The sequence below is a fragment of the Stenotrophomonas sp. PAMC25021 genome, from assembly GCF_004795795.1.
GTDB lineage: Bacteria > Pseudomonadota > Gammaproteobacteria > Xanthomonadales > Xanthomonadaceae > Stenotrophomonas > Stenotrophomonas muris.
The window spans coordinates 3,817,416-3,831,965 of sequence record NZ_CP039255.1 but is presented as its reverse complement, the minus strand read 5'-3'; the positions used below and the strand labels follow the sequence as shown (position 1 = coordinate 3,831,965).

The following is a 14,550-nucleotide window of genomic DNA, read 5'->3' as shown; positions in this document are numbered from 1 at the left end:
GCCGGCGAGGGTGCAATGCCATCGCTGGCGCGCGTGCGCGAGTGACCGGAATCCCAGCGCGCCATGCCAAGCCGCCTTATCATGGGGCGGCAAGGGCACTTTACGCCCGGTGACGTACGCAAGGCAGTATCTGGATGTCTATGGAATGGCGCCCCTCGGGCTGGGGCCAGCGTGTGACCCGCTCGCCGGACTGGCAGTTGCAGCTGGATGGCGAACAGCTCGCGCTTTTGATCGACGGCAGGCAGTACCGCCAGCATGTGGCGAACGAACACAGCGTGCGGGTCGTTCGCGGCGTGCTCTGGTCCAGGGTCGAACTGACGACCGAGCGCGGTGAAGCACTGTCCGTGGATGGGCTGCCCAACAGCCAGGGCTCCCGGCTTGCGGCGGCGCTGCAGCAGGTGCACTTTGCGCGCACCACACGGGGACGCAAGGCCCTGTTTGACACGATCCTGGAGCAGATCCAGGCGTGGCTGGCCGAAGCAGACGCGCTTACCGACCGAGGCACCACCGGACGCCGCTGGATCACCCACGAACAGCAGCAGGCGTTGCTGGCCGACCGCCCCGCCCTGCCCCTGCCGCCCGCCGAGCTGGAGCAGCTGTTCCTCGACGAGGAGGTGCACGACGACCTGCACGCGCCCGGCCACCGCATGGCGCTGGACGCCCTGCACGACTGGCAGCTGGATTGGCCCGCCGTCTGGGCCGAGGCCAACGCGACCATGGCAGAGCGCGAGCGGGTGCTGGCCAAGGACTTCCTGGACCGGGTCGAGAGCAAGCCCCTGACCGAGGAACAAGCCCACGCCGTCATCTGCTTCGACAACCGGGTACAGGTCGTGGCCGCGGCCGGCTCTGGGAAAACCTCCACAATGGTCGCCAAGGCCGCTTATGCCATCGACCGCGGCTTTGTCGAACCCGAACGGATCGTGATGCTCGCCTTCAACAAGGACGCCGCCCAGGAGCTGGAGGAGCGCGCGCAGCGATGCTTCGACCGGCTCGGCATGGGCGACACCGTGGTGGAAGCCCGGACTTTCCACGCCCTGGGCCTGTCCATCATCGCCAAAGCCACAGGGCGCAAGCCGGATATCCCGAAATGGGCGGTCGACGCGACGCTGGGCTTCAACAAGCTGGCCGAACTGGTGGACGACCTGAAGGACCGCTCGACCCATTTCCGCACCCAGTGGGACATGTTCCGCCTGGTGTTCGGGCGCGACCTGCCGCCGTTCGGTGCCGACATGATGGCCGATGGTTACGACCGCGATGGCACGCCCTACATCCGCACCCTGAAGGGTGAGCGGGTGAAGAGCCTGGAGGAGTGCGTCATCGCCGACTGGCTGTTCTACAACGGCGTGGCGTACGACTACGAGCGGCGCTACGAATTCGATACCGCGACAGACACCCATCGCCAGTATCGCCCGGACTTCTACTATCCGGACGCCCAGCTGTATCACGAGCACTTTGCGCTGGATGCCGATGGCCAGCCGCCGAAGCACTTTGCCAACTACAGCGAAGGGATGCACTGGAAGCGCCAGCAGCATGTGGCGCGCGGCACCGCTCTGGTCGAGACGACGTCGTTTGGCCTGCGCAGTGGACAGGCCCTGCAGCATCTTGCCGAGCGGCTTGGCGCGTCTGATGTCGAGCTCGACCCGAACCCGGACCGCGAGCTACCTGATCAAGGCGCCAAGCCGATGCCGGACGCAGACCTGATTGGCCTGATGCGCACCTTCATTGCCCATGCCAAGAGCAACTGCCTGACACTGGACGATATGGCGGCGCGCCTGCGGCAGATGCCCGAGGATCAGTTCAAGGAACGCTACCGGCGCTTCCTGGAGATCGCCGGGCCGGTATTCCAGGCCTGGGACAATGCGCTGGCTGACGAGCGCAGCATCGATTTCGAGGACATGCTCAACATGGCGGCCGGGCTGCTGGAACAGGGCCACTATGAATCGCCCTACGAACTGGTGATGGCCGACGAATTCCAGGACGCATCGCGCGCCCGCGCGCGCCTCTGCCGTGCCCTGGTCAGCCAACCGGGCCGCCATCTGTTTGCGGTGGGCGATGACTGGCAATCGATCAATCGCTTCGCTGGCGCCGACGTTGCGGTGATGACTGGATTCCGCGAATGGATGGGCCATGGCCAGGTGCTGAAACTGGAGCAGACGTTCCGCTGCCCACAGGCGCTGTGTGATGTGTCCAGCCGCTTCATCAGCCGCAACCCCGCGCAGATCGCCAAAAACGTTCGCTCTGCTGCGCCGGCAATGCGCCCGGTGCTGCAGGCGTTCCAGATGAACCGGCGCGAGGAGGTGCAGGATGGCGTTCGCCAGTACCTTGCGAAGCTGCACCAGCAACTGTTGTCAGGTGCAGTGCCGCAGGGCCGCACCGGGCGCGTGACGGTCTTTGTTCTGGGGCGGTATCGCGCGGATCGCGGTGCGATGCCTTCGGATTGGAAGACGGCCTTCGGCAGCACGATGGACGTCGAGTTCCTTACCGCACATCGATCGAAGGGGCGCGAGGCGGACTACGTGATCCTGCCGGGCATGATCAACCGCAGCTTCCCGAGCCTGCGCGCGGATGACCCGGTGCTTTCGCTGGCAATGCCGGACGGCGATACCTATCCGCTGAGCGAAGAACGGCGCCTGTTCTATGTCGCGCTGACGCGTGCGCGACGGTCGGTCGCGATGTTCACCCTGCAGGGCAAGCACTCGCCATTCCTGGATGAGCTGGTGAAGGACGGGGCAGTGGAAGTAACCGCGATTTCAGGCGCGGCCATCCACGATGAGCGCTGCCCGGTGTGCAAGGTGGGCGTATTCGTGGACCGGAATGGGCCACATGGGGCTTTCCGGTCGTGCTCGAGTTACCCGTTGTGCCACAACAAGCCTAAGGGCGGGCGTAGGGGGTGAGCGCATTTTCTGCGCTTTCCTGGCGATGTGCGCACTGCCCTCACCGTCACCGTGAGCTTCGCCCAGGCCGGAGATCGACCACTCACTCCGGCTGCTAGACTTTGCCGACATTCAAATGGACGACCCCATGGAACGGTGGTATTTGGCAACACTGCTGGCGTTGGTCCTGCACCAGATTGATGCAGCGTTCTGGCACGAGTGGACCCTGTTCGGCCTTCCCGGCGGCGTCCAGGGGTTTCTGGCTTTCAACCTGATCGCTGTGGGCGCCCTGCTGCATGGCTATCGCCAGGTTGTGCTGGCCAAGCCCTCCGCGCGGGCGTATGCCAGCCTGTGCGGGACAGTTGGCGCCGGCACCGCCATGATTCATGCGGGCTTCGCCGCGGCCGGTCGTGACGAGTTCCTGCTTCCGTTCTCCATCGCAACGTTGGCGGCCTGCCTCGTGGCCGGCGTCGGGCTCCTCATGCAAGGCCGCCGTGCTACCCCGGCTCGCGTGCAGATCGATGGCGTGGACTGACGAGACGAAAAAGCCCCTGAATCCAGGGGCTCTTTGAATCAACTGGCGGAGAGAGTGGGATTCGAACCCACGGAAGGTTTGACCCTTCGCCGGTTTTCAAGACCGGTGCCTTAAACCGCTCGGCCATCTCTCCGTGTCGGCACAGCCTGCTGGCCGGGCACGCATTCTCGCACGGCCGGGCGATTTGCCCAAGACCCCTACGCCACGCCCATCTGCAACTAATCCGATAGCCTTCCCACGCCCCGGCTGGCTAGAGTGACCAATTCCCTCTGGTCCCCACCCCATGGACAACTCCAGCCTCCTGAACATACGCCCGGGCATGCCTTCAAGCGCCCTGGCCCAACTTCTGGGCACCCGATGGAAGGAGCCGGATGAACAAGGTCATCTGACTTGCCTGAGCAAGGACGTTTTCGTTCGACTGGATAGCGATCGAGCCATTGGATACGTCATTTTCGCCTGTTCAATGCCCAAGACGGTGCTGGTCGAGGGCCTGCGTACAGGCATGGCCATCGGCGACGCTCTCGCCAACAATCCTCGCCTCGCTGTACTGCCGGAAGAGCCAGAGGACTCATGCGAGGGATGGGCGACCTTCGGCTTCATCACGGATGACGGATTGCAGGTGGCCGCGAACGTGAACACGCGGGACAACACGGTAAGGAGCATTCGCCTGGAGAACCCGAATGCCACCTACTGTGAACCTGCAGCGCCCATATTCGATCCGACGTTGACCAAGGCCTTTGACATCGCGCTTGGCCCTCAGCGCGTGCTCCCCAAAGCAGGCCGGGGCAGCGAATGGGCCGGAGGCTGGACACTGGGCCTTCCCCCAGGCATCACCGCTGAACAATGGCCTTTGAGTTCCAGCAACGGGCACCCGCTGCGGCACGCCTTTACGTTGCACCTGCCCTCGGAGTACCGAACCAAGGGAAATGAGCTGGTTGCTCTCTCTCTGTTCGTCGACGACCAGCAGGAGGAGCTCTGCACCGTCGAGGAAATCGCGGAATACTTCACCTCTCCCCTTTCCATGACCCCGCCAGAGGGCCGCGACCTGCTTCCCTTCTGGCAGCATCGCCAGGCCAAGCATGCGCACAGCCACAGCATGGAAGACATCCTTGGAACGCAATTCTGCGCCATCTGGCTTACACAGCAGGAGTTTGATGGTGAGCTGAGCCTGCCGCCCAAGCTGAATTCAGCCCTGCTGGGTGCCCCTCCGAGCTGGATCGGACAGGACTACGCGAGCTATTTCTACGAGCGATGGCTGTACACCAGGAACGGAAATGCCGTCATCCCGGGCGCAGGAATCGGAGGCGCCTCCAGCGAGGCCGTTGCATTGCCGATCAGCACAGGCATCCGCGCTGACGATCCCAACGTTGGGAGATCACCGCGGGAGTGGGAAAGCGAATGCGCCATCAGTGGATACATCGAAGCATTCAGCGAGCGCGGTGAGGAACTGAACCTGAGTCGCTGGGATTCCATTGCCCACCTCGGCGGAACAATGCAGCCCCAGCAGGGCTACCCTGAGTTCGGCCCCTACTACCTCGAATTCGAGGAGGGTTTTGGCGGCTTCAATTTCGGTGGCGGCAACGCACAGTTGGATCTGCAGCAGATGAAGATCGACTGGGCGTGCGGATGACACCGTCGCATTGAAGTAAAAAGCCCCGGAACGTCGCCGGGGCTTTTCTTCACGGAAGCGGTGCAGCAGCTCTCAGCCCGCATCCACCGCCAGCGCACCCAGTGCACTGGCCTTGATCCGCTCCTTGGCCTTTTCACAGGCGCCACCGCAATCCAGGCGCGAGGCCTCCAGCTGCGGCGGCAGGTGCTCGGCCAGGAAGTCGATGAACACGCGCACCGCCGGCAGCAGGCCGCGGCGCGAGGCGAACACGGCGTGGCACACGCCCTGCGGCAGCGACCAGTCCGGCAGCACCACTTCCAGCTCGCCATTACGCACGGCGTCGGCGCACACGGTTTCCGGCAGCATGGTGATGCCGAAACCGTCCTTCACCATGCTCTGCAGCAGCGGGAAGTCGAAGCCGGCCACGCGCGGCTGCAGGTCGACCCGGCGCACTTCGCCTTCCGGGCCATGCAGTTCCCAGCGCTGGCGGGCTTCGTCTTCGCTGATGCTGAGGGTCACGTGCTGGGTCAGCTCTTCCGGGTCCTTGGGGCGGCCGGCGCGGTCGAGGTACTTCGGGCTGGCCACCAGCAGTTCCTGCACCTGGCCGAAGCTGCGCATCACCAGGCTGCCGTCGTCGTCCAGGCGCGAACGCACGCGCAGGGCCACGTCGTAGCCTTCGTTGATGATGTCCACGCGGCGGTTGCTGATGTTCAGCTGCAGCCGCACCTTCGGATACTGCTCAAGGAACTTGGGCAGCAGCTTGGGCAGCTGCATCTGCGCCAGTGACACCGGCACGCTGGCGCGCACCACGCCGCGCGGTTCGGCGCTGAGGCGGTCCACCACTTCGCGGGCGGCCTGGGCCTCGGCCAGCATCGTCTGCGCATGCCGGTGCACGCTGGTGCCGACATCGGTGACCGCGAAACGGCGCGTGGAGCGCTGCAGCAGGCGCACGCCCAGGTCGGTTTCCAGCTGGCTGATGCGGCGGCTCAGTCGCGACTTGGGAATACCCAGCGCCCGCTCGGCGGCGGCAAATCCGCCGTGGTCGACCACCATCGCGAAGTAGTACAGGTCATTCAGGTCATGCATGCCCGAGTTCCATATCTAGAACAATACGTGGCATTCAATCACCTTTATTCCGCCTTTGCAACAACCTATCGTTCTCTCCGTCGGCGGGGCCACCCCGCCCCTTCCTCCCAGAACATAGGTGACTGCCATGAAGCTTCTGCATCTCGACGCCAGCGTGCTTGGCGACAACTCCGTCTCGCGCCAGCTGTCGGCCGCCGTGGTCGCCCGCCTCGCCAGCCAGATCGACGGCCTGCAGGTCGATTATCGCGATCTTGACGCCAATCCGGTACCGCACCTGCGCAGCAGCTCGCTGGCCAAGACCGACGCCGCTGAAGCGACCGATGCTGAACAGGTGATGCAGCAGTTCCTGGAGGCCGACATCGTGGTGATCGGCGCGCCGATGTACAACTTCAGCATCCCATCCACGTTGAAGGCCTGGATCGACCGCGTGGCCGTGGCCGGCCGCACCTTCAAGTACACCGAGAACGGCCCGGTGGGCCTGGCCGGTGGCAAGCGGGTGATCATCGCCAGCAGCCGTGGCGGCATCTATACCGACTCGCCGGCCGACTTCCAGGAGCCGTTCCTGCGTCAGGTGTTCGCCTTCATGGGCATCAACGAAGTCGAGTTCGTGCGCGCCGAGGGCATCGCCTACTCGCCGCAGCACCGTGAAGACGCCATCGCCGGTGCGCTGGCGGCGCTGCCGTCGCACGACGTGGCCGAAGCCGTCGCGGCGTAACGCGTTCCAACGTTCGGCGCCCCTCTCTCCTCGTCTGGGCGCTGAACGCGGGCCGGGATCCCCTCCCCCTCCCGGCCCACCCTGGCGGCCCCGCTGTGCGGGGCCGTTTTCTTTTGCGGCGCGCTAGGCTGGGGGCATGAACTACATCGTGACGGCTGCGCACCGCAGCGAATTTCCGCACCCGATCATCCTGCGCCGCGGCCAGGCGCTGGTGGTGGGCGAACGTTATGAAGGCCCGGAGGGCTGGGACGACTGGTTCCTCTGCGAGGCCGAGGGACAGCAGCCCGGATTCGTGCCGACGCCGGTGATCGGCCGCGATGCGCAGGGTGGCGCGTTTGCCACGCAGGATTACTGCGCGCGCGAACTGGATGTGGACCCCGGGCAGACGCTGCGCGGGATGCGCACGCTCAATGGCTGGGCATGGTGCGTGCCGGAGAACGGCGAACCGGGATGGGTGCCGCTGGAGAAGCTGCGGGCCATAAAGGAGAGCCGAGCATAGGCTCGGCTCTACACAGATCTGTAGCGCCCGAGCCCATGCTCGGGCGGCGGCGCGCAGCGCCGGCTATCAGCCAATGGTTTCCAGGCCACCCATGTACGGGCGCAGGGCCTCCGGCACGGTGATGCTGCCGTCGGCGTTCTGGTAGTTCTCCATCACCGCGATCATCGCGCGGCCAACGGCCACGCCCGAGCCGTTCAGCGTGTGCGCCAGCTCCGGCTTGCCGGTGGCCGGGTTGCGCCAGCGCGCCTGCATGCGGCGGGCCTGGAAGTCACCACAGTTCGAGCACGAGGAAATCTCGCGGTAAGTTTCCTGCGACGGCAGCCAGACTTCCAGGTCGTAGGTCTTCACCGCCGAGAAGCCCATGTCGCCGGTGCACAGCAGCACCTTGCGGTACGGCAGGCCCAGCTTTTCCAGCACCACTTCGGCGCAGCGGGTCATGCGCTGGTGTTCGGCGTCGCTGTCTTCCGGGCGGCTGATCGAGACCAGCTCGACCTTCTCGAACTGATGCTGGCGGATCATGCCGCGCACGTCGCGGCCACCGCTGCCGGCCTCGGCACGGAAGCACATCGAGTGGGCGGTCATGCGCAGCGGCAGGCGCTCGGCGTCGACGATCTCATCGCGCACGATGTTGGTCAGCGGTACTTCCGAGGTCGGGATCAGGTAACGCGTGGAGTCGCCCACGGCGGTCTTGAACAGGTCGTCTTCGAACTTCGGCAGCTGGCTGGTGCCGCGCAGCGAGTCGGCGTTGACCAGCAGCGGCACATTGGTCTCCTCGTAGCCGTGCTCGCCGGTGTGCAGGTCGACCATGAACTGGGCCAGGGCGCGGTGCAGGCGCGCGATCGGGCCACGCAGCACGGTGAAGCGCGAGCCGGACAGCTTGGCCGCGGTCTCGCCGTCCAGCCAGCCGTTGCGGGCGCCCAGTTCGACGTGGTCAAGCACCTTGAAATCGAACTGGCGCGGGGTACCCCAGCGCGCCTGCTCGACGTTGTCGTTCTCGTCGGCACCGGCCGGCACGTCGTCGGCCGGCAGGTTCGGAATGCCCATCGAGATCGCTTCGATCTTCTCGCGCAGCTCGTCCAGCGCCACTTCCGAAGCCTTCAGCTCGTCGGCGAAGGCAGCGACCTCGGCCATGATGGCCGAGACGTCCTCGCCCTTGGCCTTGGCCTGGCCGATGGCCTTGGAACGGCTGTTGCGCAGGCTCTGCAGCTCCTGGGTCCGCACCTGGATGCGCTTGCGATCCGCCTCCAGGGACTCCAGGGCAGACACGTCGAGCTCGAAGCCGCGGCTGGTGCGCAGGCGTTCGGCGAGGTCGGCGGGCTGGTGGCGGAGCAGGGCTGGATCAAGCATGGCAGGTGTCGTGGTGGGTATCAGGGATGGGATTATCGCTTGTTATACGGATTTCTGCCGCCCGGTTCATTCCTGGCGTGGCAGAATCGGGCTATTCCGTACTGGTCCGGTCCATGTCTGCACCCCGCTCGTCGTCCGCCAAGTCGTTCACTGTGCATATCCCGCGCAACGCCCTGAAGATCGCCGGCATCGCTTTCGGCGTGGGCGTGCTGTTGTTCGTGCTGGTCTGGTTGACCGGCCGCGACAAGGAGTTCTTCCGTGCCGATCCGGCCGCGCAGACCCCGCAGGAGACCGCGCAGGTGGAACCGCTGCCGGAACCGCTGGCCGCCGCCGCAGGCTCCAGCGACATGCCCGATGCCAAGCCGGCCCCGGTAGAGGACGACGCCCCGAAGCTGGTCGAAACCGCCCCGCCGCCGCCGGCGCCCATCGCTGAACCGGCCCCGGCCACGCCGGCCCCTGCGCCAGCCGCCACCGGCAACAGCCAGCCGATGCCGATTGCCGGCCAGTCGCCGCCGCCGGCCTACCCGGCCGCGGCCCTGCGCGCGGGCGAGACCGGCAGCGTGGTGGTGCGCGTGGACGTGGATGCCACCGGCTACCCGAACAATGCCACGGTCATCCAGCGCAGCGGCTCACGCGAGCTCGACCGTGCCGCCACCGACGCCGTGCGCCGCTGGCGTTTCACCCCGGCGCAGAGCAACGGCCAGGCCGTACCGGGCAGCATTGAAGTGCCGTTCGACTTCAAGACCCAGTAACTGAACGTTTCCCGGCAGGCAACCTGAACCCTGCCGGTGACGTTGACGTAACGCTGACACTTCCCGCCACTGGCCCGCGCAACACTCTCCCCGTCGTCCATTGACGGAAGGAGTTTGCGATGACCGCCACCACCCACGAAGACCTTCATTCGCCGCAGCTGCAGCAAGACGCCAGCGAACAGCACAAGCCCACGTCGCCCTGGATGTGGATCGCGCTGATCGTGGCGATGTTTGCCGCCGCGCTGCTCTGGCTGCGTCACTCGAATCAGGAAGACGTGGCGCCGGCACCGGTCGGCGAGCGCATGCTGCCCGCCCCCGAGCAGGCGCCGGTGGCCGACGCGCAGGAGCCGGCGGCCCGCCAGGCCGCACCGGTCGGCAACCAGCGCAAAGCCGCCCCTGCGGTACGCAATCGCGAGGCGCGCCCGCTGGCAGGCAACATCAAGCCGACCTACCCCGCCGCCGCGCTGCGTAATGGCGTACAGGGCAGCGTGATCGCCAGCCTGAATGTCGATAGCCGCGGCCAGGTGACCAATGCCGCGATTGTTTCGCGCAGCGGCGAACGCAGCCGTGACCTGGATCGCGCGGTGCTGAGCGCCGTGCAGAACTGGAAGTTCCAGCCGGCGATGCATGAAGGCCGTGCAGTGGCCAGTGTGGTGCGGGTCCCGGTGGATTTCCGTACCGAACAGCGTTGATCGCGGACGAGGGGTTCGTGATGTTTAGACGGAGGCTTCGGCCTCCGTCCTTTTATCTGGAGAGGCGTGCCAACCAAGGTTGGCACCTACCGGGCGATGTGAGCTTGCCAACCAGGGTTGGCACCTACCGGGTGATGTGAGCGTGCCAACCAAGGTTGGCACCTACCGGGCGATGTGAGCGTGCCAACCAAGGTTGGCACCTACCGGGCGATGTGAGCATGCCAACCAGGGTTGGCACCTACCGGGTGATGTGAGCGTGCCAACCAAGGTTGGCACCTACCGGAAAACGCGATCCGCCGATCAGGCCAGGTTGAAGCCGGCGCTGCGCGCCAGGCCATCGAAGTCCGGGAAGGACGTGGCGACGTTGGCGATGTCGTTGATGCGCACTTCGCCGTCGCTGATCTGGCCGGCAATGGCGAATGCCATGGCGATGCGATGGTCGCCGTGGCTTTCGATGGTGCCACTCCCCAGCCGAGCCCCGCCGTGCAGGGTGGCGCCATCCTCGGTCTCGTCCACCTGCATGCCCAGCGCGCGCAGGCCATTGGCCATCGCCGCAAGACGATCGGATTCCTTCACCCGCAGTTCGGCAGCACCGCTCACCACGGTCTGGCCTTCGGCGGCGGCGGCGGCCACGAACAGCGCCGGGAACTCGTCGATCATGTCCGGCACCAGTGCTTCGGGAATACGCGCGCCCTTCAGCGGAGCGTAGCGCACCACCAGATCGGCCACCGGCTCACCGCCCTGCTCGGCCGGATTCTCTTCGCTGATATCCGCCCCCATCAGGCGCAGCGCGTGCAGCAGGCCGGTGCGACGCGGGTTCAGGCCAACCTGCTTCAGGCGCAGTTCGGAACCGGGAATGATGCTGGCGGCGACCAGGTAGAACGCCGCCGAGGAAAAATCGGCCGGCACTACGATGTCCGTGGCGCGCAGGCGCTGGCCGCCCCGCAGGCGCGCCTTGCCCGGCGAGAATTCGATGTCCACGCCGAACGCGGACAGCATGCGTTCGGTGTAGTCGCGGGTCGGGTGGGGTTCCACCACGCGGGTTTCGCCCTGCGCGTACAGGCCGGCCAGCAGCACGGCCGACTTGATCTGTGCGCTGGCCACCGGCGAGGCGAAGTCGATGCCATGCAGCGTCTGGCCGCCATGCACCTGCAGCGGCGGCGTGCCGTCGTCCTGGGTATCGATCCTTGCGCCCATCTGCGACAGCGGGCCGGTGACACGGCGCATCGGGCGGCCGGACAGCGACTCATCGCCGATCAGCGTGCAGTCGAACGCCTGGCCCGCCAGCAGGCCGGCCAGCAGGCGCATGCCGGTGCCGGCATTGCCGCAGTCCAGCGGTGCCTCCGGTGCTTTCAGGCCGTCGATACCCACACCATGCACGATGCGCTGCGACGGGCTGGGGGTTTCGATGCGCACACCCAGCTGGCTGAAGATGCGCGCGGTGGCGCGGGTGTCCTCGCCTTCCAGGAAGCCTTCGATATGCGAAGTGCCATCGGCCAGCGCGGCGAACATCACCGAGCGGTGCGAGACCGACTTGTCGCCGGGAATGGTCAGGCTGCCCTGCAGCGGCTGGCCCTTGCGGGCGATCCAGTGTTGCGCGTTGCTCATCGTTCGATCGTTCCGTAAACGCCGGCAGCGCCGGCGATGCATCAGGGAGCGGCGGCCAGGGCCGCCACAGCAGCACTCAGGGCACGGCCACCGGGTAGGAGCCCAGCACCTTGATCTGCGCCGAGTGCGCTTCCAGTTCGGCCAGCGCCGCCTGCATCGGCGCGTCGTCGATGTGGCCGGCCAGATCGATGAAGAAGCCGTATTCCCACTTGCCGTGGTGCGACGGCCGCGACTCGATGCGGTTCATGCTGATGCCGTGGCGGGCGAACGGGCTGAGCACATCGAACAGCGCACCGGGCTTGTCATGGATGAACACCAGCACCGACGTGCGATCGTGGCCGGAGGTCGGGAAGATGTTGCGACCCACCACCAGGAAGCGGGTGGTGTTGTCGGCATCGTTCTGGATCGGCTTGGTGACCACCTTCTTCAGGCCGTACACGTGGCCGGCGCTCTCGCCACCAATGGCCGCCGCATCATCGGCGTTGCGCGCGCGACGCGCGCCTTCGGCGTTGCTGGATACCGGAATCTTCTCGGCCTTCGGCAGGTTGGCGCGCAGCCACGCCGAGGTCTGCATGAACGACTGCGGGTGTGCGTAGATGCGCTCGATGTCCTCGATGCGGCCGCTGCGCGACATCAGGTACTGCTGCACGCGCAGTTCCACTTCGCCACAGATCTTCAGGTTGGAGGTCAGGAACATGTCCAGGGTGATCTGGATGGTGCCCTGTCCCGAATTCTCCACCGGCACCACGCCGAAATCGGCGTTGCCCGCTTCCACTTCCTGGAACACTTCCTCGATGCTGGCCATCGGCAGGCCCAGCGCGGAGCGGCCGAAGTGCTTGAGCACGGCCTGCTGGCTGAAGGTGCCTTCCGGGCCGAGGTAGCCGATCTTCAGCGGCTCCTGCTGGGCCAGGCAGGCCGACATGATCTCGCGATAGACATGCACCAGCAGCTCGTCGCTGAGCGGGCCTTCATTGCGGTCCACCACCATGCGCAGCACCTGCGCTTCGCGCTCGGGGCGGTAGTAGTCGACAGCGGCGGCCAGCTTGCCCTTGGCCTTGCCGACCTGGTGGGCGAAGCGCGCGCGCTCGGCGATCAGGCTCTGGATGTCACGGTCGATCTGGTCGATCTTCGAGCGCACATCGGCCAGCGCCAGCGGTGCCAGGGTGGGTGCCGGGTTCGAGGCGGCCTTGGCCTTGCCCTTCGCCTTGCTGGGCGCGCTGTCCTTGGCCGGTTCGGCCTTCTTCGGCGCCTTCTTGCTGGATTTGCTGCTTGCCATCGGAATTCCTTGTTGCGGGACCCGCACCCGACGGTGCGCGCCGTTCATTGCTCAGCCGTGACGCTGCTGGAAATCGGCCATGAAGGCGACCAGCGCCTCGGCCCCGGCCAGCGGCATGGCGTTGTACAGCGAGGCACGGATGCCCCCGACCACCTTGTGTCCCTTCAGCGCCAGCAGGCCGGCAGCCTTGGCTTCGGCGACGAAGCGGGCATCAAGCCCGGCATCGGGCAGGAAGAACGGGATGTTCATCCGCGAGCGTGCCGCATGCGCGACCTCGTTGCGGTAGAAGCCGCCGGAGCCATCGATGGCGCCGTACACCAGTGCCGCCTTGGCGGCATTGCGCCTGGCGAATTCGGCCACGCCGCCTTCGGCCAGCATCCACTTGAACACCAGGCCGGCCAGATACCAGTTCCAGGTCGGCGGGGTGTTGAGCATCGAATCGCGGGCGACATGCGAGCGGTAATCGAAGATGTCCGCACGCGGCTGGCCAGTACGCTCGAGCAGGTCGCGGCGGACGATCATCACTGCGATGCCGACCGGGCCCAGGTTCTTCTGCGCGCCGGCATAGATCACACCGTAGCGGCGTACATCCAGCGGCTCGCTGGCGATGGATGAGCTGAAGTCCGCCACCAGCGGCACATCGCCGGTATCCGGCACATCACGGAACTCGACGCCGTGGATCGTCTCGTTGGCGGTGATGTGCACATAGGCGGCGTCGGGCGAGAGCTGCCAGTCGGCGCGGGGCGGCAGCGTGCGATAGCCGTCGGGCTCGCTGCTGGCGGCAATGTTGACGTCGACGTAGACGCCGGCCTGCTTGACCGCAGTCTTTCCCCAATGGCCACTGACCACGTAGTCGGCGCGCTGGCCGGGGCTGGCGAAGTTGAGCGGGATCAGCGCCTGCTGGGTGGTGGCGCCACCGGACAGGAACAGCACCGCGTAGTCGTCGGGGATATCGAGCAGGCGGCGCAGGTCGGCCTCGGCCTCGGCGGCCACGGACATGAATTCCGCGCCGCGATGGCTCATTTCCACGATCGAGGCACCACTACCGTGCCAGTCCAGCATTTCCGCCTGCGCCTGGCGCAGGACCGATTCCGGCAAGGTCGCAGGGCCGGCACTGAAGTTGAACGCGCGCGTCATGTCACACCTGTGGGGCAAGACCCCTAGTATGCCGCAGTGCACCAGCCTTGCGGCCTAGTGCGGCAAGGGAAATTTGGTTTCATTGGAATCCATTCGCCGCAGGCGTGCCGCCGGTAGTCGCCGACCTTGGTCGGCGTACGCCGTCAGGCGTCATGCCCGCCGAAAAAGCGTGCCGACCAAGGTCGGCACCTACCAAAGCCGTGTGCTGCCAGGCGTCAAGCCCGCCGACGGAGCGTGCCGATCAAGGTCGGCACCCACCAGCGCGCGGACCCAGCGGATTCAGATCAGCAGCAAAGCCCCGGTAGTCGCCGACCTTGGTCGGCGTACGCCGTCAGGCGTCATGCCCGCCGAACAAGCGTGCCGACCAAGGTCGGCACCTACCAAAGCCGTGTGCTGCCAGGCGTCAAGCCCGCCGACGGAG

General features: G+C 66.2%; 12 protein-coding genes and 1 tRNA gene. 7 read left to right on the top strand and 6 right to left on the bottom strand.

The features are described from left to right. Positions 1-140 precede the first annotated feature (140 nt). The gene (locus E5790_RS17690; protein WP_111207073.1) at positions 141-2,894 is read left to right on the top strand and encodes a UvrD-helicase domain-containing protein; all 2,754 of its coding nucleotides are present in this window, start codon (positions 141-143) and stop codon (positions 2,892-2,894) included. A 127-nt stretch (positions 2,895-3,021) separates the two neighbouring features. Beyond that, on the top strand, positions 3,022-3,408 hold the full coding sequence (locus E5790_RS17685) for a DUF6713 family protein (RefSeq protein WP_111207074.1): 387 nt from the start codon (positions 3,022-3,024) through the stop codon (positions 3,406-3,408). 43 nt (positions 3,409-3,451) lie between these two features. Here E5790_RS17685 and E5790_RS17680 read toward each other — a convergent pair. After that, positions 3,452-3,541: transfer RNA gene (locus E5790_RS17680), tRNA-Ser, on the bottom strand. A 150-nt stretch (positions 3,542-3,691) separates the two neighbouring features. Between E5790_RS17680 and E5790_RS17675 the strand changes: the two genes are divergently transcribed. Then, positions 3,692-5,038 carry a hypothetical protein gene (locus E5790_RS17675; RefSeq protein WP_111207054.1) on the top strand — a complete coding sequence of 449 codons (1,347 nt, stop codon included), beginning with the start codon at positions 3,692-3,694 and terminating at the stop codon, positions 5,036-5,038. Between the two features lie 72 nt (positions 5,039-5,110). Here the strand turns inward: E5790_RS17675 and E5790_RS17670 are convergent, their stop codons facing one another. Continuing rightward, positions 5,111-6,103 carry a LysR family transcriptional regulator gene (locus E5790_RS17670; protein WP_005410175.1) on the bottom strand — a complete coding sequence of 331 codons (993 nt, stop codon included), beginning with the start codon at positions 6,101-6,103 and terminating at the stop codon, positions 5,111-5,113. A 127-nt stretch (positions 6,104-6,230) separates the two neighbouring features. On the opposite strand from E5790_RS17670, the gene E5790_RS17665 reads away from it, so the two are divergent. Together E5790_RS17665 and E5790_RS17660 are read left to right on the top strand one after the other, a co-directional pair. After that, positions 6,231-6,818, top strand: coding sequence for an NAD(P)H-dependent oxidoreductase (locus E5790_RS17665; protein WP_032957392.1), 588 nt, complete (start codon positions 6,231-6,233; stop codon positions 6,816-6,818). A gap of 136 nt (positions 6,819-6,954) precedes the next feature. Next, complete coding sequence (locus tag E5790_RS17660) at positions 6,955-7,317, top strand: ligand-binding protein SH3 (RefSeq protein ID WP_111207053.1); 363 nt, start codon at positions 6,955-6,957, stop codon at positions 7,315-7,317. A gap of 66 nt (positions 7,318-7,383) precedes the next feature. On the opposite strand, the gene serS is transcribed toward E5790_RS17660, so the two are convergent. Further along, on the bottom strand, positions 7,384-8,664 hold the full coding sequence (gene serS / locus E5790_RS17655; RefSeq protein ID WP_014647612.1) for a serine--tRNA ligase: 1,281 nt from the start codon (positions 8,662-8,664) through the stop codon (positions 7,384-7,386). Between the two features lie 113 nt (positions 8,665-8,777). On the opposite strand from serS, the gene E5790_RS17650 reads away from it, so the two are divergent. Both E5790_RS17650 and E5790_RS17645 read left to right on the top strand, forming a co-directional pair. Next, the gene (locus E5790_RS17650) at positions 8,778-9,416 is read left to right on the top strand and encodes an energy transducer TonB (protein WP_111207052.1); all 639 of its coding nucleotides are present in this window, start codon (positions 8,778-8,780) and stop codon (positions 9,414-9,416) included. Between the two features lie 119 nt (positions 9,417-9,535). Then, on the top strand, positions 9,536-10,108 hold the full coding sequence (locus E5790_RS17645) for an energy transducer TonB (RefSeq protein ID WP_046431429.1): 573 nt from the start codon (positions 9,536-9,538) through the stop codon (positions 10,106-10,108). A gap of 300 nt (positions 10,109-10,408) precedes the next feature. On the opposite strand, the gene aroA is transcribed toward E5790_RS17645, so the two are convergent. The 3 genes from aroA to serC form a co-directional block, all read right to left on the bottom strand. Beyond that, a complete protein-coding gene (aroA, locus tag E5790_RS17640) occupies positions 10,409-11,716 on the bottom strand; it encodes a 3-phosphoshikimate 1-carboxyvinyltransferase (RefSeq protein WP_111207051.1) in 1,308 nt (435 codons plus the stop codon). A 76-nt stretch (positions 11,717-11,792) separates the two neighbouring features. Then, the gene (gene pheA, locus E5790_RS17635; protein WP_181454216.1) at positions 11,793-12,998 is read right to left on the bottom strand and encodes a prephenate dehydratase; all 1,206 of its coding nucleotides are present in this window, start codon (positions 12,996-12,998) and stop codon (positions 11,793-11,795) included. Between the two features lie 45 nt (positions 12,999-13,043). Continuing rightward, the gene (gene serC / locus E5790_RS17630; protein WP_014647617.1) at positions 13,044-14,129 is read right to left on the bottom strand and encodes a 3-phosphoserine/phosphohydroxythreonine transaminase; all 1,086 of its coding nucleotides are present in this window, start codon (positions 14,127-14,129) and stop codon (positions 13,044-13,046) included. Between the last annotated feature and the right edge of the window lie 421 nt (positions 14,130-14,550).